14 protein-coding genes are annotated in these 17261 nt (G+C 66.5%); 2 read left to right on the top strand and 12 right to left on the bottom strand.

Annotation, left to right across the window (positions count from 1 at the left end; genetic code table 11):
• The first annotated feature begins 3 nt into the window (after positions 1 to 3).
• A complete protein-coding gene (gene fdhD, locus AAFG50_RS14490) occupies positions 4 to 831 on the top strand; it encodes a formate dehydrogenase accessory sulfurtransferase FdhD (protein ID WP_028172232.1) in 828 nt (275 codons plus the stop codon).
• On the top strand, positions 821 to 1054 hold the full coding sequence (locus AAFG50_RS14485) for a formate dehydrogenase subunit delta (protein WP_028172233.1): 234 nt from the start codon (positions 821 to 823) through the stop codon (positions 1052 to 1054). Before fdhD ends, AAFG50_RS14485 begins: the two co-directional genes overlap by 11 nt.
• On the opposite strand, the gene AAFG50_RS14480 is transcribed toward AAFG50_RS14485, so the two are convergent.
• From AAFG50_RS14480 to AAFG50_RS14425, 12 genes are all read right to left on the bottom strand, one after another.
• Complete coding sequence (locus AAFG50_RS14480; protein ID WP_028172234.1) at positions 1011 to 3998, bottom strand: bifunctional [glutamine synthetase] adenylyltransferase/[glutamine synthetase]-adenylyl-L-tyrosine phosphorylase; 2988 nt, start codon at positions 3996 to 3998, stop codon at positions 1011 to 1013. The two genes, AAFG50_RS14485 and AAFG50_RS14480, sit on opposite strands and share 44 nt — an antisense overlap.
• Positions 3995 to 5455: an ATP-binding protein gene (locus AAFG50_RS14475; RefSeq protein WP_011085916.1), complete on the bottom strand. Its 1461-nt coding sequence runs from the start codon at positions 5453 to 5455 to the stop codon at positions 3995 to 3997. Before AAFG50_RS14475 ends, AAFG50_RS14480 begins: the two co-directional genes overlap by 4 nt.
• A complete protein-coding gene (locus AAFG50_RS14470; RefSeq protein ID WP_039185038.1) occupies positions 5439 to 6119 on the bottom strand; it encodes a response regulator transcription factor in 681 nt (226 codons plus the stop codon). The genes AAFG50_RS14475 and AAFG50_RS14470 overlap by 17 nt, the downstream gene beginning before the upstream one ends.
• A 271-nt stretch (positions 6120 to 6390) precedes the next feature.
• Complete coding sequence (locus tag AAFG50_RS14465; RefSeq protein ID WP_028172236.1) at positions 6391 to 7968, bottom strand: Do family serine endopeptidase; 1578 nt, start codon at positions 7966 to 7968, stop codon at positions 6391 to 6393.
• 222 nt (positions 7969 to 8190) lie between these two features.
• On the bottom strand, positions 8191 to 9534 hold the full coding sequence (locus AAFG50_RS14460; RefSeq protein WP_011085913.1) for a methyl-accepting chemotaxis protein: 1344 nt from the start codon (positions 9532 to 9534) through the stop codon (positions 8191 to 8193).
• Positions 9535 to 9660: 126 nt separating this feature from the next.
• Positions 9661 to 10143 (bottom strand): cytochrome c-type biogenesis protein, encoded by a 483-nt coding sequence (locus AAFG50_RS14455; protein WP_011085912.1) that lies wholly within the window; start codon positions 10141 to 10143, stop codon positions 9661 to 9663.
• Between the two features lie 4 nt (positions 10144 to 10147).
• Positions 10148 to 12130, bottom strand: a complete 1983-nt coding sequence (locus tag AAFG50_RS14450; RefSeq protein ID WP_028172237.1) for a heme lyase CcmF/NrfE family subunit — start codon at positions 12128 to 12130, stop codon at positions 10148 to 10150.
• Entirely contained in the window at positions 12127 to 12636 is a 510-nt protein-coding gene (gene ccmE, locus AAFG50_RS14445; protein ID WP_011085910.1) for a cytochrome c maturation protein CcmE, read from the bottom strand. The genes AAFG50_RS14450 and ccmE overlap by 4 nt, the downstream gene beginning before the upstream one ends.
• A gap of 34 nt (positions 12637 to 12670) precedes the next feature.
• Complete coding sequence (ccmI, locus tag AAFG50_RS14440; protein ID WP_011085909.1) at positions 12671 to 13780, bottom strand: c-type cytochrome biogenesis protein CcmI; 1110 nt, start codon at positions 13778 to 13780, stop codon at positions 12671 to 12673.
• Between the two features lie 131 nt (positions 13781 to 13911).
• On the bottom strand, positions 13912 to 14181 hold the full coding sequence (locus AAFG50_RS14435; RefSeq protein WP_028172238.1) for a hypothetical protein: 270 nt from the start codon (positions 14179 to 14181) through the stop codon (positions 13912 to 13914).
• A 100-nt stretch (positions 14182 to 14281) separates the two neighbouring features.
• Positions 14282 to 15685: a hypothetical protein gene (locus tag AAFG50_RS14430; protein ID WP_028172239.1), complete on the bottom strand. Its 1404-nt coding sequence runs from the start codon at positions 15683 to 15685 to the stop codon at positions 14282 to 14284.
• A gap of 161 nt (positions 15686 to 15846) precedes the next feature.
• Complete coding sequence (locus AAFG50_RS14425) at positions 15847 to 17223, bottom strand: sensor histidine kinase (RefSeq protein WP_011085906.1); 1377 nt, start codon at positions 17221 to 17223, stop codon at positions 15847 to 15849.
• Between the last annotated feature and the right edge of the window lie 38 nt (positions 17224 to 17261).

Genomic DNA, 17261 nt, shown 5'->3' with positions numbered 1-17261 from the left:
CGCATGCACGTGCCGGTCCAGGCCATCGACCGCGAGATCTGGCGCCACAGCGTTGCGTCCGAGGGCACGCGGCTGATCCCCGAGGAGACGCCGCTGGCGCTGACCTATAATGGCGGCACCTATGCCGTCATGATGGGGACGCCGCAAAACCTCGAGGACTTCGCAGTCGGCTTCAGCCTCAGCGAAGGCATCGTCAGATCGGTCGACGACATCCGGTCGCTCGAAATAGTCCGCCTCGACGACGGCATCGAGCTGCGCATGTGGCTTGCGCCGGACCAAGCCGCGCGCATCAGCGAACGGCGGCGTCATATCGCCGGCCCGACCGGCTGCGGCATCTGCGGCATCGAGTCCATTGCCGAAGCCGTGCGGCCTGCGGCCGTCGTGCCGCCGGGGCAGACCTTCACGCCGGCGCAGATCATGACGGCGATGCAGGCCATCGCGCCGCTGCAATCGATCAACATGCAAACCCGCGCCGTTCACGCCGCCGCGTTCTGGTCTCCTGCCGGCAACATCGTCGCGCTGCGCGAGGATGTCGGCCGCCACAACGCGCTTGACAAGCTTGCCGGTGCGCTGGCGCGCAGCCGGACGGATGCGCGCGGCGGCATGGTGCTGCTGACGAGCCGCGTCTCGGTCGAGATGGTGCAGAAGACCGCCGCGATCGGCGCCCCGCTGATGGTCGCGGTCTCCGCGCCGACCGCGCTCGCGGTCCGCACCGCGGAAGCCGCCGGCATCACGCTGATCGCCATTGCCCGGCAAGACGGGTTCGAAGTGTTTACGCATGGCGGCCGCATCGTCGCCTGCCATGCTACGGAGGTTGCCGATGTCGCCTGACCGCCTGATCTACATGGCCAACCAGATCGGCAGGTTCTTCCAGAGCCAGGGCCACGACAAGGCCGTGCCGGGAATCGCCGAGCATATCAAGAAGTTCTGGGATCCCCGGATGAAGCGCGCGATCTTCGCCCATCTCGACGCCGGCGGCGCGGGCCTGGAGCCCAATGTCCGCGAGGCCCTCACCTCGCTGAAGCCGGCGACGTCCCTTCCAGCAGCGCCCTGAACACGCGCCGCACCTCGCTCTGCGTCTCCTTCACACGCGCCTCCAGCGACGAGAAATCCGGCGCGTCGCCCGCACGCGCCATCACGCGTTGGAGATCGGTGCCGGCGGTTTCCGGCTTGAAGCGGTCGCTGACGCAGAGCCGCAGGATCTGCGTTAGGTCGTGATAGAGCCGCGCTGCAGCACGCAGGATCTCGGCCTCCGACTGCGGCAGCACGCCGAGCCTCGCCGCATTGTCCAGCACCTGAAGCGTGCTGACGTCGAGAATATCGGGCTTGTGATGGGCATGCACGAGCTGGAGATATTGCGCGATGAAGTCGATGTCGATCATGCCGCCGGCGGCATATTTGAGATCCCAATAGTCGGTCTCGCCCTTCTCCTGGGCGATCGCGCGCCGCATGTCGGCGACGTCGTTGGCGATGGTGGCAGGATCGCGGCGGCGGGTCAGGACATCGCGGATGACGCCCGCGATCCGCTCGCCGAATTCAGCCGATGCCGACACCACGCGGGCTCGCGTCAGTGCCATGTGCTCCCAGGTCCAGGCCTCGTTGGCCTGATAATCCGCGAAGGAGGCAAGGCTCGAGGCCACCGGGCCGGCCCGCCCCGACGGGCGCAGCCGCATGTCGATCTCATAGAGCACGCCGTAATTAGTGCGCGTCGTGAAGGCGCTGATCAGGCGCTGGGTGAAGCGCGCGAAATAATGCGCGCCCTGAAGCGATTTCGGCCCGTCCGAGTCCGGATTCTCGCTGTCGAAATCGTACAGCAGGATCAGGTCGAGATCGGACGACGCGGTCATTTCGCGGCTGCCGAGCCGGCCCATCGCGATGATCGCCGTCTCCTGCCCCTTAATCCGGCCGTGCTGGGCAGCAAAGCGATCGGCAACGAGGTCATGCACTGTGTGGACGACGCCTTCGGCGACGTCGGCAAAGGCCGTGCTCGCCTGCTGCGCCGAGACCGTGCCGGAGAGGATGCGCGTGCCGATCAGGAACAGGCTCTCCTGCCCGAACAGGCGCAGGCGATCGAGGAATTCCTCATATGAGGCGGCATCCTGCACGGTGGCGGCGAGCCGCCCCGACAATTCCCGCCTGTCCGGCATCGCGCCGAAGAAGCGCGGATCGATCAACCCATCCATGAGCTGCGGCTGCCGCGCCAGCATCTCGCCGAGCCGCGGCGCCGCGCCCAGCACCAGCGCCACGAGCGCGACGAGATCGCGGTTCTGGCCAAGCAGCGTGATCAGCCGGCCGCCACGCTGGAGCGCCCCAAGGAATTGATCGAACGCCACGACGGCGCGGTCCGGCTCCTCGGCGAGGGCGAGGCCGTCGATCAGGGCCGGCACGAATTCGATGAAGGCGCTTCGCGTCGCCTCGTTGCGGAACACGCGATAGTCGCCCGTGATCCAGTCTCGCACGGTCTGCGCCACGGCGGCAGGCTTCTTGAAACCGAGCGTCGTCAGGTGCTGGAACAGGCGCGGATCGTCGGGACCTGCACTGTAGTCGAGCGCCGGCAGCTTTGCCGTGCCGGTCGGGTCATCGCCCTCGAACAGCTTCTCGTAGTGCCCCTGCACGATCTCGAGCTGCCGCAGCAGGTCGCGCGCAAAGGCCTCGCGATCCGGATAGCCGAAGAACCGGGCAAAGCGCTCGACCGCTTCCTTGTCGTCGGGCAGCGCATGGGTCTGCTCGTCGGCGACCATCTGGAGGCGATGCTCGACCCGGCGCAGGAATTCGTACGCCCTGGCGAGTTCGTCACGCGCCGCAAGGGTGATCCAGTTGCTGCTGGCGAGCACATCGAGCGCGGCGAGCGTCGGCCGCACCCGCAATTCCGGATGGCGGCCGCCGGCGATCAGCTGCTGGGTCTGCGCGAAAAACTCGATCTCGCGGATGCCGCCGCGGCCGACCTTGACGTTGTGGCCTTCGACCGCGACCTCACTCTGGCCGCGATAGGTCTGCATCTGCCGCTTCATGTCGTGGACGTCGGCAAGCGCGGCGAAGTCGAGATGCTTGCGCCAGACGAAGGGGGCGATCTCGGCGAGCAGCGCCTCGCCTGCCCTGGCATCGCCGGCACAGGCGCGCGCCTTGATCATCGCGGCGCGTTCCCAGGTGCGCCCTTCCCGCTCGTAGTAATGCAGCGCGGCGTCCCGTGAGATCGCCACCTGCGTCGAGGACGGATCGGGGCGCAGGCGCAGATCGACGCGGAAGACATAGCCGTCATAGGTACGCTGCTGGAGAATGCGCGCCATGCCTTGCGTCACGCGGACGAAAAACGGCTGCGGCTCGATATCCGGCGCCAGCGTCGTGGCGTCAGGGTCGAAGAACACGATGAGGTCGATGTCGCTGGAATAGTTCAGCTCGCCCGCCCCCATCTTGCCCATCGCGAGCACGATCAGGCCGCAGCCCTCTTCCGGTGCCTCGGGATTAGGCGGGAAAAGCTTTCCTCGTGCGGCTTCCTGCCGCAGCAGGTACTGGAGCGCCGCCTGCACGGAGGAGACCGCGACATCGGTCAGCGCCGACGTCACCCGCATCACCGGCCATACCCCGCCGATGTCGCACAACGCGGTCAGGAGCGCCGCCTCCGCCTTCATGCGGCGAAGCAGCCGCATCACCTCGGCCTCGTCAGGTGCCGCGAGCACCGCGCCCCTCGCCTCCGCGATCAGTGCGGCGAGATGAGTATCCGGATCGCATTCGAGCAGCCGGATCAGGCGCAGCGGATCGGCGCGCACCAGATCGAACAGATAGGGCGAGAATTCCGCGATGCCGACGAGGATATTCCGGCCGAAGGGCTGAACCAGCAGCGCTTCGAGACGAGCCGATTGTGCCGGCTCGAGCTCGGCCAGCCAGCTTTCAAAACGTCGTTCGTCGGTTGTGGAAGCGGCAATATGGGGAGCCTCCGCGAAGCGTGCGGCCAGGCTCTCACCATGCTTGTCCGCGTTTCCCGGCGCGGAGTGGTTCATGCCACCTTCTGTGGCACATCCGGTATTGGAGGAGCAACCCTGTCGCCCGCGCCCGCGCGCGCCGGCAGCACCAGCGTGGCGACGAGGCCGGGATGGGCATCGCCCAGCCGCAATTCTCCGCCATGGAGCGTCGCAACTGCGGAGGCAAGGCTGAGGCCGAGGCCGGAGCCCGGCAGCGTACGGCTAGCTTCAAGCCGGACGAATCGTTCGACAGCATGTTTGCGGTCGGCTTCCGGAATACCGGGGCCGCGATCGGTGACGCTCAGCAGCACCTGGTCGCCCTCGCGCTTCGCCTCGATCATGATCTGCCCAGAGTCCATGCTGACCACGGTTCCGCCGGCCTGCGTGACCGGCTTGCCGTATTTGATGGCATTCTCGACCAGATTGGCGAGCGCCTGGCTGATCAGCTCACGGTTGCCGTGAACCGGCGTCGGATCGGCCTTGACCTTCAGGGTCATGCCGTCGTCCTCGGCGAGCGGCTCGTAGAGCTCGTGGATGCCGCCCGCGACATCGGCGGCATCGAAATCGTCCATGTTGCCGCGCGCCTGGCCGGACTCGGCACGCGCGATCATCAGCAACGCGTTGAAGGTGCGGATCAGGCCGTCGGATTCCTCGATGGTCCGCTCCAGCGCGGCGCGGTAGTCGGCCTCGCAGCCGGATTTCGCCAACGCTTCCTCGGCGCGGTTGCGCAAGCGTGTCAGCGGCGTCTTGAGATCGTGGGCGATGTTGTCGGAGACCTCCTTCAGCCCCGCCATCAGCGCCTCGATGCGCTCCAGCATGGCATTGAGGTTTTCGGCGAGGCGGTCGAGCTCGTCGCCGCTGCGCCCCACCGGCAGGCGCTCGCTGAGATCGCCGGTCATGATGCGGTGCGCCGTGCCGCTCATCGCGTCGATGCGCCTGAGCACTCTGCGCGCGACGAAGACGCCGCCGCCGAGCCCGAGCACGACCACGATCAGGACTGACCATTGCGCGGCCTTGGCGACGATGCCGAACAGACGACGCCGCTCGGCGAGGTCGCGGCCGATCAGCAGCCGGAAGCCGTTTTCGAGTTCGGTGACGCGCACGAGCGCGCGGTGATCGCGCTCGTCGGCGTCCTCGATCCGCCGATAGGCCGTCTCGGTCCAGCCGCGCGTTGCCATCACGCCCGGCGCCAGCGACCCGACATTGCCGGCCACCGCCTGCCCCGTCGGCGTCGTCACGAGGTAGAGATTGGCGCCCGGCCGCAGCGCCCGATACTCGATCGCGCGCACGAGGCCGACGAGGCCGCGGCGGCCGTAGATCTCGTTGATCTCCGAGGTCTCGGCATTCACCGTCTGCGTGATTTCCTCGGTGATGAGCCGCCGCGTATTCCAGGCGAAATAGGCGAGCAGCGAGGCTGCGAAAATCGCGAACAGAAACAGGTAGACCAGCGTCAGCCGGAATGCCGTGGTGCGGATCAGTTTACCGAATGCCGTCACGGATCATATACCCGGCGCCGCGGATCGTGTGCAGCAGCGGCCGCTCAAAACCCTTGTCGATCTTGGAGCGCAGCCGCGAAATGTGCACGTCGATCACGTTGGTCTGCGGATCGAAATGATAGTCCCAGACGTTCTCCAACAGCATGGTGCGCGTCACCACCTGGCCGGCGTGCTTCATGAGGTATTCGAGCAGGCGGAATTCGCGCGGCTGAAGCGTCAATTCGTCCTTGCCGCGGGCGACGCGATGGGAGAGCCGGTCGAGCTCGAGATCGCCGACACGATAGAGCGTGTCCTCGGCCGGGCCGCCGCGGCGGCGCGACAGCACCTCGACCCGCGCCAGGAGCTCGGCGAACGAATAGGGCTTTGGCAGATAGTCGTCGCCGCCGGCGCGCAGGCCCTTGATGCGGTCGTCGACCTGCCCGAGCGCGGAGAGAATCAGCACCGGCGCGGTGTTGCCCTTGTCGCGCAGCGCGCCGATCAACGACAGGCCGTCGCGCTTGGGCAGCATGCGGTCGACCACCAGCACGTCGTAATCCCCGTTCTCGGCCATGGCGAGGCCTTCCTCGCCGTCGGCGGCGTGGTCGGCAATGTGTCCGACTTCGCGAAACGCCTTCACGAGGTAGTCGGCGGATTCGCGGTCGTCTTCAATGATGAGGAGGCGCATCGTGCGTTCGGCGGCGGTCAAGGAGGTCACCTTCTCTAAACATGGCGCGAGCGGCAATCGCATGCAAGCCGAGTGGGAGAGTCTCGGGTCGAGAAAAAGGCGGGCGGTGAAGCTGGGGGGACCTCACCGCCCTAGGCCTTCCGACGGAGGGGGGCGTAATTCCACCGGAAGGTAGATTGGGGAAGCGAATGTTACGCTGCTCCCCCGAAGGGCGCCGGCGGCTGGGGCGACTGATGCCGGCGACACCCTTCATTGCGTAGCCTCCTGACGCTTACCCCTTGGCGAGGGGAATCGCGACGAAGCGCGACTGGCCGCCGCTCTTCACGCGCATCAGGACGCTGTTCTTGTTGTCGGTCCGCGCCGTGTTGATGGCCTCGCGGACATCGCCGGCGGTGCTCACGCTCTTGCCGCCGACTTCGAGAATCACGTCGCCTTCCTTGAAGCCGCGTTCGGCCGCGGCGCTCTTCGGATCGACTTCGGTAACCACGACGCCTTCCTTGCCGGCGCCGGCCACGGAGTTCGCGGGCGCAACGGTCATGCCGAGCTTGGGCACGTCGGTGCCCTTGGTCGCGCCCTTGCCGCTGTCGTTATCGGTATCGGCCTTGGCCTCGACCGTGTTCGGCAGCTGGCCGAGGGTGAGGTTCACGACCTTGTCCTGGCCCTTGTGCAGCACGTTGAGCTTCACGATCGCACCGGGCGCCATGCCGCCGATGGTGCGGGCGAGCTCGCGGGCGTCTTTGACGGATTCGCCGTTGACCGAGGTGATCACGTCGCCGGACTCGATGCCGGCCTTCGCCGCCGGACCGTTCGCCTGCGGCTCCGCCACCAGCGCCCCTTCGGCCTTCTTCATGCCGAGGCTGTCGGCGATATCCGACGTCACCGGCTGAATCTGCACGCCGATCCAGCCGCGGCTGACCGAACCCTTGTCCTTGAGCTGGGCAACAACCGTCTTCACGGTGTTGGCCGGGATCGAGAACGCGATGCCGACACTGCCGCCGGAGGGCGAGTAGATCGCGGTGTTGACGCCCATCACCTCGCCGTCGGTGTTGAAGGCCGGACCGCCGGAATTGCCCTTGTTCACGGGCGCGTCGATCTGGATGAAATCGTCATAGGGACCGTTGCCGATGTCGCGGCCGCTGGCCGAGACGATGCCCGCGGTCACGGTGCCGCCGAGACCGAAGGGATTGCCGACTGCGAGCACCCAGTCGCCGATCCGCGGCTTGCCGTCGGCAAGCTTTGCGAACGGGAAGTTCGAGCCGCCCTCGACCTTGATCAGGGCAAGGTCGGTGCGCTGGTCGGTGCCGATCACCTTGGCGGTATAGGTCTTGCCGTCGTCGGTGGTGACCTCGACCTTGTCGGCGCCGTCGACCACGTGGTTGTTGGTCACGGCAAAGCCGTCAGCCGAGATGAAGAAGCCGGAACCCTGGCCCTGCACGACGCGGCCACGGCCGCCCTTCATGCCCGGGATGCCATCCGGACCGCCGAAGCGCCGGAAGAAGCGCTCCATCGGCGAGCCCGGCTGGAACGGCGAGGAGGAATCGTCGCCGTCATCGTTGCTCGCGGTCTTTTCCTTGATGTTGACCTTCACCGAGATCACCGACGGCTTCACGCGCTCGACGATGTCAGCGAAGCCGACCGGGCGTTCAACCTTCCGGACCTCGTTGTTGACCTGCGCATGCGCCGGGCTCGAGAACAGGTCGGCCGGCGACACCGACGGGCTGAAGCCGTAGACGGCTGCGCCGAAGCCGGCGACGACCGAGGCCATCAGCGCGATCCTACGCGCGGAGAAGACCGACCGGCGCGGCTGCCGGTAGGACGGAAGGTTCGAAAGGTCGGGACGTTCGGTCATGCAGAGCTCTCCAGGGCCTTGAAATCCATTTGGTGCGGGATGGCAGCACCTTACGGACCTGAAGATGGGGGCTCGCGCCTTACCGTGCGCTGGCGGCGGGGTTAAACTTTCGTAATGAAGGGCGCCGTTGATGCGGCAGTTTAGCGCAGACCGAAAGTTGTGGTCTTACAGGAACTTATTCGAGTTCCGGTGACCGCCTCCCCGGCGAGGTTTCGGGCGACCTCAGCTTGCCCTGACGCTGACGATGAACTCGTCGACTTCACGCTTCAGGGTCTCGGCCTGCTGCGACAGATCGACAGCGGAATCCCGGGCCTCGGCCGCCATGCGACCGGTCTCGGCGGAGGTCGAGGTGATCTGGGCGATGTGGTTGGACACGTCGAGCGTGCCGCGCGCGGCGTCCTGGACGCTGCGCGAGATGTCCTGGGTGGCGTTGCGCTGCTGGGCAGTGTCGACCTCGATGCCGGACATGATCGACGAGATCTCCGACAGCGTCTTCGAGATGCCGTCGATCGCCCCGCGCGTCTCCGCGGTGATGCCCTGGATGCTGGCGACATGGGAGGTGATCTCCTCCGTCGCCTTGCTGGTCTGGTGCGCGAGGCTCTTCACCTCGGAGGCGACGACGGCAAACCCCTTGCCGGCCTCCCCCGCCCGCGCCGCCTCGATGGTGGCGTTGAGCGCCAAAAGGTTGGTCTGCGATGCGATCGCCTGCACGAGCTGCACGACCTCGCCGATCTTGTCGGCGGCGTCCGACAGCGTGTGGATGGTGTCGCGGCTCTTCTCGGCTTGCGCCGCCGCGCCCTCGGCGCGCTGGGTCGCATCGGTGACGCGTCGGCTGATCGTGCCGATCGAATTCGTCATCTCCTCGGCGGAGCCCGCGACCGTCTGCACGCTGGCGCTGGCCTGGCTCGCTCCGCTCGCCACCGCATTGGCCTTGGTGCTGGTGTCGTTGGCCGTCCGCGACAGCGTCTCGGCATTGCTCTTCAGATGCACGGCCGACGAGGCCACGCTATCGACGACGCTGGCAACGAGATCGTTGAAGCGCTTGATCCGGGCGTCCAGGAATTTCGACCGCTCGGCCTGGTGCTGCGCTTCACGCAATTGCTGCTCGGTGAGGCGGCGCCGTTCGAGCCCGTTGGTCTTGAAGACCTCCAGCGCGCCGGCGAGCAGGCCGATTTCGTTGGTGCCGCCGAGCCCCGGCACGGGGGTTTCGAACTTCTGGTCGGCGACCTCGCGCATGGCATGCACGATCGCCGCCAACGGACTGAGGATGCCGTTGCGCACTGCAAACCAGGTCGTGAGGCAGATCGCGCAGGCGACGACCGCGATCACGCCGCAGGCGATCAGGAAATACGAGAATGCGGCCTGTGCCTGCTGGTAGATCTGCATCGCGTGATCGCGTGCGGGCCCGCTCAGCGCAGCAAAGTCCGACGACAGGCTGGTGATCTCGTTGTTGAGATAGAGCACCGCGACGAATCCGGTGCCGCCGCCGATGCCCAGCAGGAACAATAATGCAGCGACGACGGCGCCGACCAGGAAGCGGATCGTCAGATTGCTGTTCGCGAACATCGGGGAACTCAGAGTCTGGAATCAAATCTCGGGACAAGCTTCCAGACAAAGGTCAACATAGCATGAAACACCCGGCGGCGGCCGGCAGATTACGTATCAATACGTAGCCGGGAGGATTTCACGTCGCTAGGACGATTTGGCCTCGTCCGACATCAATGCCGCGAGTCTCGCCTCTTCATCGGGCGTGAGCGGCGGCGCAGGTAGGTCTGCACCGCTCCGCGAGCGACGCCGGATTTGCAGCCACAGCGCCAGGCCACCGCCGGTCAGCAGCAGGGGGCCGAGCAGCCACAGCAGCAAGGTCTGCCGCTCGAAGCGCGGCTTGAGCAGCACGAACTCGCCATAGCGCGCGACCAGGAAGTCGAGCACCTGCGAGTTGCTGTCGCCGGCCGCGATGCGCTCGCGCACCAGGAGCCGCAGGTCGCGCGCCAGCGGCGCATCGGAATCGTCGATCGACTGGTTCTGGCAGACCATGCAACGCAGCTCGCGCGACAGGTCGCGCGCGCGCGTCTCCTTCGCCGGATCCGACATGATCTCGTCGGGCTGCACGGCATGCACCGCGGGCGAAGCCAGCAGCGCAAGCGCGACGAACGCGGCCATCATCCGGCGCATCGGATCACTCCGCCGGCTGCAGGCGCTGCTTGGCCCGCGCCGGTTTTGGCGCGCCGACCCGCAGGCGGCGATCGGACAGCGACAGCACGCCGCCGAAGGCCATCAGCACCGGACCCCACCAGATCAGCAGCACCAGCGGCTTGTGATAGATGCGCACGGCAATCGCGCCCTCGGCATTGGCATCGCCCAGCGAGATGTAGAGCTGGCTCGCACCGCGGGTCAGCAGCGCGGCCTCCGTGGTGGAGGAGCCGCGGGTGGTGAAGCTGCGCTTGGACGGCGTCATGACGCTCAGTGTCTCACCGTCGCGGCTGACGTTGAACTCGGCGATCATCTCGCGGTAGTTCGGGCCCTGACGCTGAAACAACCCGTCGAGCTTCACGTCGTAGCCGGCGACATGGGCGACGTCGCTCTGCTTCATCGTCGCGATATATTCGCTGTTCCAGGTGGTCTCGCAGACGATCCCGATCAGCGCGACGCCGAGGCCGGCATGCGCCAACGCCGCGCCCCAGGCCGAACGTGGCAGGCCGCGCGCCCGCTGCAGCGCTGTCGCGAGCGGCAGACGAACCAGGCCCGTCCGCTCGACCAGATCGGTGACGGCGCCGGCGATGACGAAGACGCCAAGTCCGATCGCGAGCGGTGCGAGCGCGCTGCCGCCACGCGTCCAGGCCCAGACGATCGCGACTACAACGAGCCCGGCAACGCCGGCCGCGAGCAGTCGCTGGGTGACGCCGAGCAGATCGCCGCGCTTCCACGCCAGCATCGGCCCGAACGGCACGGCGAGCAGCAACAGGGCAAACAGCGGTGCGAAGGTGAGGTTGTAGAACGGCGCGCCAACCGACATCTTGAAGTCGGCGAGCATCTCCATCGCCAGCGGATAGAGCGTGCCGAACAGCACGACCGCGCAAGCGACGGTCAGCAGCAGATTGTTCAGCACCAGCGCGCCCTCACGCGAGATCGGCGCGAACAGGCCGCCCTGCTTCAACGATGTCGCGCGGCCTGCGAACAGCGACAGGCTGCCGCCGATGAACAGGCAGAGGATCAGCAGAATGAACACGCCGCGGGTCGGATCGGTGGCAAAGGCATGCACGGAGGTGATGACGCCGGAGCGCACCAGGAAGGTGCCGAGCAGCGACAGCGAGAAGGTCAGGATCGACAGCAGGATGGTCCAGACCTTCAGCGCGTTGCGCTTCTCCATCACCAGCGCCGAATGGAGCAGCGCCGTCCCGGCAAGCCACGGCATCAGCGAGGCGTTCTCGACCGGATCCCAGAACCACCAGCCGCCCCAGCCGAGCTCGTAATAGGCCCAGTAGGAGCCCATCGCGATGCCGAGCGTCAGGAATATCCAGGCAACCAGCGTCCACGGCCGCACCCAGCGCGCCCAGGCGGCGTCGATCCGCCCCTCCATCAGCGCCGCGATGGCAAAGGAGAACGAGATCGAGAATCCGACATAGCCGAGATAGAGCATCGGCGGATGCACGGCGAGACCGATGTCCTGCAGCACGGGATTGAGATCGCGTCCCTCGATCGGCGGGTTGGCGATACGCAGGAACGGGTTCGAGGTCACCAGGATGAAGAGATAGAAGGCACTGGCGATCCAGGCCTGCACCGCGAGCACATGCGCGCGCAGCGACAGCGGAAGATTGTTGCCGAACGCCGCGACCAATCCGCCGAACAGCGCCAGGATCGACACCCACAGCAGCATCGAGCCTTCATGGTTTCCCCAAACGCCGGTGATCTTGTAGAGCAGCGGCTTCATCGAATGCGAATTCTCGTAGACGTTGGCGACGGAGAAATCCGAATTCACATGCAGCATCACCAGCGCCACGAACGAGGCGCCGACGAACAGCAGCTGCGCCAGCGCGGTGGAGCGCGCCACGCTCATCAGCGCATCGTCGCGCAGCCGCGCGCCGATCAACGGCACGATGGATTGGATCAGTGCCAGCCCGAGCGCCAGCACCAGCGCGTAATGCCCGGATTCCGCGATCACCGCACCGCTCCTTGCGGGTTGCCCTGCGCTGTCGTGGCCGCAGGCTTGACGCCATCAGAAGCCTTGCCGCCGTAATCGTCCTTCCAGTGCCCCTGCTTCTTCAGGGCATCTGCGACGTCCTTGGGCATGTAGGTCTCGTCGTGCTTGGCAAGCACCGTGTCGGCCTTGAACACGCCGTTAGCATCGAGCGCGCCTTCGGCGACAACGCCCTGGCCTTCGCGGAACAGGTCGGGCAGGATGCCCTTGTAGGCGACCGGCAGCTTGGCGTTGCCGTCGGCGACCTCGAAGCTTACCGCGAGATTGTCGCCACGCTGGAGCGAGCCCGGCTGCACCAGGCCGCCGAGGCGAAACCGCTTGCCGGCCTGAACGTGCTTTTCGGCGACCATGGTCGGGGTCGAGAAGAACACGATGGAGTCGCGCAACGCGTTGAGCACCAGCGCGGCGGCGAGCGCGAGCACGGCGAGTGAGCCGCCGATGATGGTCATGCGTCGCTGCTTGCGGGTCATGGCGTATCCGTTCTCTCGTCTCGTCCTGACATCGTCATCCGTCGAGCCCGAGAGTTTTGAGGCCTTCATTGAGCTGGCGGAGCCGTTCGGTATCCTTGGCGACCGCTTGACGGGCATCGCTCGACGCGCCGACCGCCTTGTCGCGATCGCCCATCACGAGATAGGCACGCACGAGGCGCAGCCAACCCTCGACGTCGTCGCTGTTCTGCTTCAAGCGCGTCGCCAGTCGCTCGACCATGCCGCGGACCATGGCGCCGCGATCGCCCTCGCTCATGTCCTTCGATGCGGCGATCGTCTCATCGGACAGTGCCGGCATCGTGCCGCCGCCGACCCGCACCAGCGAGGACTGCACCAGGGGCCGCCACGGCGCATCCGCCGGAGCCTTGGCCAGCAGCGCGCGCCAGATGGTGGCGGCATCGTCCTTGCGGCCGTCCTGCTCGGCGGCGAGACCGAGGAAGTAGTTCGCCTTGGGATCGTCCGCGTTCAGGGCATGCGCCCGTTCGAACTCGGTCTTGGCCTCGGCGGTCACCACGCCGCCCGCAGCGGCCGAGATTGCTTCGCCGAGATCGGATCTGCGCTCCGGGCTCTCACCATTGTAGGTAATCGAGTTGCGATAGGCCCGCACCGCATCGTCGAAGCGGCCGAGCCGCTCCAGCACCGGCGCGAGCACGTTCCAGCCGCGTCCATCGGTCGGATTCTTTTCCAGATGTTGCTCGACCTGCACGACGAGGTTCTCCAGAGATCCCGCCATGCCGGAGCCGGACCCGCGCTCCCGCTGCGCCAGCGGAAAGTCCTGAAGCCGGGGTGAGCCGAGCGGCATGTAGACGCCGATCGCAACGAGCGGCAGACCGACAAGCGCCAGCACCGCTGCCGCGCGGCGCCATTTGAGGCTCGATTTGGGCTCCGACACAGGCTCGCTGCCGGCGGCAGCGAGCAGCCTGCGGCTGATCTCGACACGCGCAGCCTCGGCTTCAGGCGCAGCGATCAGTCCCGAGGCAAGGTCTCGCTCGATCTCGGTCAACTGGTCCTTGTAGACGACGACCTCGCTGCCCTGATTTTGCGCGCGCGCGCTGCGGCCGAGCGGCCAGAGCACGGCGAAAATCGCCGCGACCGTCATCAGCGCGAACACGAACCATAACGTCATCTGGCAAGCTTCCGGCAGCGCGCCACCCGCGCCCATAGGTGGCTTTACACCACGGCCGGACGATGCGGCAATTGACAATTGTCAATTCGGCGCGACCGGCCACAGCCCCGAAACGGCGAAAATCCAACGGCTTAGCCGATCTCGAAGTCCACACTTCGAGCCGCGTCCTCGCCGTGACCGTTGAGGGCCTTCAGGAAGTATGTTCCCGGCTCGATGGCGTCAGGCAATCTGATGCGCAACGCTCCGACCGGAACCGGAGATGCAACCCTCGTGACCGTCTCAGGCAGTTGCCGACCGCTTGCCTTCTCGACCAGCACCACCTTCGCGCCGACCATCAGTCTTTGATATTTGGCAACAATGACGCGGTTCTCGATTTCGATGGAGCTGATAACGGGTTTCATGCGCCCACAAATAGAAATTCCCCGGACTTGCATCGGGACCGTAGGGCCCGTCACCGACAGCGTCAACCACAAATTGTGATCGCAAAAATATGCGCTTGAATCAGCTTGCGCGCGACGATTTGCGCTCGCCCGTGAGTGCGTTCTCCGCGGCGCGGCTCATCAGCGAGGCGTAGTCATCGCCGAACAGCACCTGGCAGAAGCGAATCGCAGCCTGCACCTGCTGTTGCCGATAGGTGCGGACCTTGAGATCGGCGGCGCGCAGCGACTGCACCAGCTGCTCGGTCGAGCGCTCGACATATTGCTGCAGGTCGGAATAGGTGCGCAGCGTCACCTCGTTGATCGCGAGCTCGCTGGCGTAGTTGCGGCAGGTCGCGACGAAATCGATCAGCGCCGCGGTTTCCTCCACCTCGGTGCTGTCGATCCGCGCGCCCGGCGGAATGTCCTTCTCGGGGCGCTGGCGCAGGATCCGGCGAACGCGGCCGGGAACGCTGTCGATCTCGGATTGCAGCGCATTGGAGATATCGGCCCGGATCGAGGTCAGTTGCTTGCCCCAGGCGGAATCGTTGCGCAGGTCGAGCTCGGTGCGCAGGCCGCGCACACCGTCGTGCAGCGCCTTGAGATTGTCGGCGACGTTGTCGAACTGGCCGCGCTTGATGTCCATGCGCAGGATCGCGGCGACGCAGGACAAATCGTGCAGGGCGATCGTGACGGCGACGCCATAGGGCGTTGCCGCCACGCGGATCTCGTCGTCGGATGCGGCAATCTTGATGGCGAGGCGGATGATCTGCCACGGCGCGGTCATGCGCTGCACGACGATCGACAGCGCGAAGGGCAGCATCTGCGGCGTCTGGAGGACGGGAATGTTGAGCGCCGACGTCACCGAGGCGATCTGGGAGTCGCCGAAGGCGCGCAGGAAGCGCGGCAGCTTCTCGTTCAGGGTGGCGATGGCCTCTCGGACCTGGAGTACCGCTCCGACCGAATAGAGGTCCTCGATCACGTTGGGCGGGCCGACGCGGGCCAGCGCGCGCGACTTGTCGCCGCCGCCCGGCCCCGTCAATTGGAAGATGGCGTCCGCAGCCACCGCCTGGAGCTTCTGGGCGAGCGCATCGACCTGGCCCGCACTGTCAGCGGCCGGCATGCGCGCCAGCGCCGCCTCGAATTCGTTCAGCTTGTCCGGAGCACCGTCACGGCCGAGCCATTGCCAGATCGGATGCAGCGAGGAGCGGCGGATCTGTCCGACCCGGATCGGGGCGCCCGCCTCGACGAGGAACGGTTCCAGCACCTGGAACAGGAGCCGCGACAGGTCGTCCGTCCGCGGGGGTGGGGTTTCGTCGGCCTCCGTCTTGCGGACGATCCTGCGCAGCTGCTCGAGCACCAGGGTCGCCACAGCCGTGTCCTGGCCGCGCTCGAGCGCGCGCTCGAACTCCCGCATCAGCAGCGCCTGCGACTGCGGCGGGAGCTGCGCGAGATATTCCCTCAGCCGCTCGATCGATGTCTGGCTCATGCGCCCAGGTAATGCACGGTAAAGTGGCGGACATGGGATGCGTCCGAGCGCGATCATAGAAGGCTGCGCCTTAAGAAGCCGTTGAGGACGTTGGCCCGAATCCTCCCGTTTGCTTGCGGATCGGCCGTCCCGGAACCAAAAAATCCTGTTGAAACAAAGGATTATATTCCGGGGAGGACCAACTCGGCCCGCAAGCCGCCGATTGGCGCGGCGCCGAGGGAGAGGCTGCCGCCATAGAGCGCGGCAAGGTCGACCACGATGGAAAGCCCGAGCCCCGAGCCGGGCTTGGACTCGTCGAGCCGCTGGCCTCGCCGGGAGACCTGGGTGCGCTCCGCCTCCGACAGGCCGCGGCCGTCGTCGTCGACAATGATCCTCAGGCGCGGACCGGCGCCGGCCTTATGCGGCACTTCCACCAGCACCTCGATGAAGACCCGGGAGGCCGCCCATTTGCAGGCATTGTCGACGAGATTGCCGACCATCTCCTCCAGATCCTGGCGCTCGCCCCGGAATTTTGCCGACGGATCGGCCTTGGCCTCGACCATGATGCCGCGGTCGCGGTGGATCTTCTCCATCGTCCGCCGCAGCGCCTCGATGGCGGGTGCCACCTCCGTCACGGTCGCGACGACCGAGACGCGCGCGGCGATGCGCGCCCGCTCCAGGTGATGGGCGACCTGGTCGCGCATCACGTCCGCCTGCTCCATCACCTTGGCCGCGAACGGATCGGCAGCGTGAACGCCGGCTTCGTTGACGATGACCGAAAGCGGCGTCTTGATCGCATGGGCGAGATTGCCGACATGGGTGCGCGCGCGCTCGACGATCTCGCGATTGGCATCGATCAGCGCGTTGGTCTCGCGCGCGAGCGGCGCGATCTCGACCGGGAATTCGCCCTCGAGCCGCTCTGCCCGCCCGGAGCGAATGTCGGCGATCGACTCCGAGATGCGCTTGAGCGGCGCGAGGCCGAAGCGGACCTGGAACACCGTGGTCAGGAGCAGCACGATGCCGAGCGCGGTGAAGGTGCCGCCGAGGTAATAGTCGAAGCTGCGCGTCTCGTCGAAAATCTCGCTGTCGTCGCCGGCGACGCTGACCAGATATTTGCCGTCGGCGCCGAGATCGACCGGCCGTTCCACCATCCGCAGGTTCTGCCCCTCGGGACCATCGACATAGCCGAGCCGGATGCCGGCGGCGGTGAGCTCGGCACCGTGCTCCTCCAGCTTCGGCAGCTTCTTGTCCCAGAGCGAGCGCGAGGAGCGCACCTCCGGCTTTTCGGTGTCGGTGCGCGTGATCTGCCAATACCAGCCGGACAGCGGAAGCTCGAACAGCGGCTCGCCGAGCGACTGGAACTGGCGGTCCGGGGGCTCGTCCGGGGTCGCGACCTCCGCGATCAGCGTGCGGAGATAGAGATTGAGCCGGCGGTCGAAGGCGCGTTCGGTCGCGTTCTTGTAGACCGACGACAGCACCACGCCGGTGATGGCCAGGATCACCACGAGCCACGCCGTCGCCGACAGGAACAGGCGGTTGGCAAGCGAGCTAGCGGGCATCGGAACGATCCCGGGAGGCGCAGGATGGCAGGGCGTCG

Origin of the sequence: Bradyrhizobium sp. B039, from assembly GCF_038965675.1 — a bacterium.
GTDB lineage: Bacteria > Pseudomonadota > Alphaproteobacteria > Rhizobiales > Xanthobacteraceae > Bradyrhizobium > Bradyrhizobium diazoefficiens.
Note: the sequence above shows the minus strand (reverse complement) of the source record. Positions and strands in the feature narration are given on the sequence as shown.

Coding starts and splice junctions, on each gene's coding strand:
- fdhD (WP_028172232.1), top strand. CDS start 4: ATGCACGTGCCGGTCCAGGCCATCGACCGCGAGATCTGGCGCCACAGC.
- AAFG50_RS14485 (WP_028172233.1), top strand. CDS start 821: ATGTCGCCTGACCGCCTGATCTACATGGCCAACCAGATCGGCAGGTTC.
- AAFG50_RS14480 (WP_028172234.1), bottom strand. CDS start 3,998: ATGAACCACTCCGCGCCGGGAAACGCGGACAAGCATGGTGAGAGCCTG.
- AAFG50_RS14470 (WP_039185038.1), bottom strand. CDS start 6,119: ATGCGCCTCCTCATCATTGAAGACGACCGCGAATCCGCCGACTACCTC.
- AAFG50_RS14465 (WP_028172236.1), bottom strand. CDS start 7,968: ATGACCGAACGTCCCGACCTTTCGAACCTTCCGTCCTACCGGCAGCCG.
- AAFG50_RS14460 (WP_011085913.1), bottom strand. CDS start 9,534: ATGTTCGCGAACAGCAATCTGACGATCCGCTTCCTGGTCGGCGCCGTC.
- AAFG50_RS14455 (WP_011085912.1), bottom strand. CDS start 10,143: ATGCGCCGGATGATGGCCGCGTTCGTCGCGCTTGCGCTGCTGGCTTCG.
- ccmE (WP_011085910.1), bottom strand. CDS start 12,636: ATGACCCGCAAGCAGCGACGCATGACCATCATCGGCGGCTCACTCGCC.
- ccmI (WP_011085909.1), bottom strand. CDS start 13,780: ATGACGTTATGGTTCGTGTTCGCGCTGATGACGGTCGCGGCGATTTTC.
- AAFG50_RS14435 (WP_028172238.1), bottom strand. CDS start 14,181: ATGAAACCCGTTATCAGCTCCATCGAAATCGAGAACCGCGTCATTGTT.
- AAFG50_RS14430 (WP_028172239.1), bottom strand. CDS start 15,685: ATGAGCCAGACATCGATCGAGCGGCTGAGGGAATATCTCGCGCAGCTC.
- AAFG50_RS14425 (WP_011085906.1), bottom strand. CDS start 17,223: ATGCCCGCTAGCTCGCTTGCCAACCGCCTGTTCCTGTCGGCGACGGCG.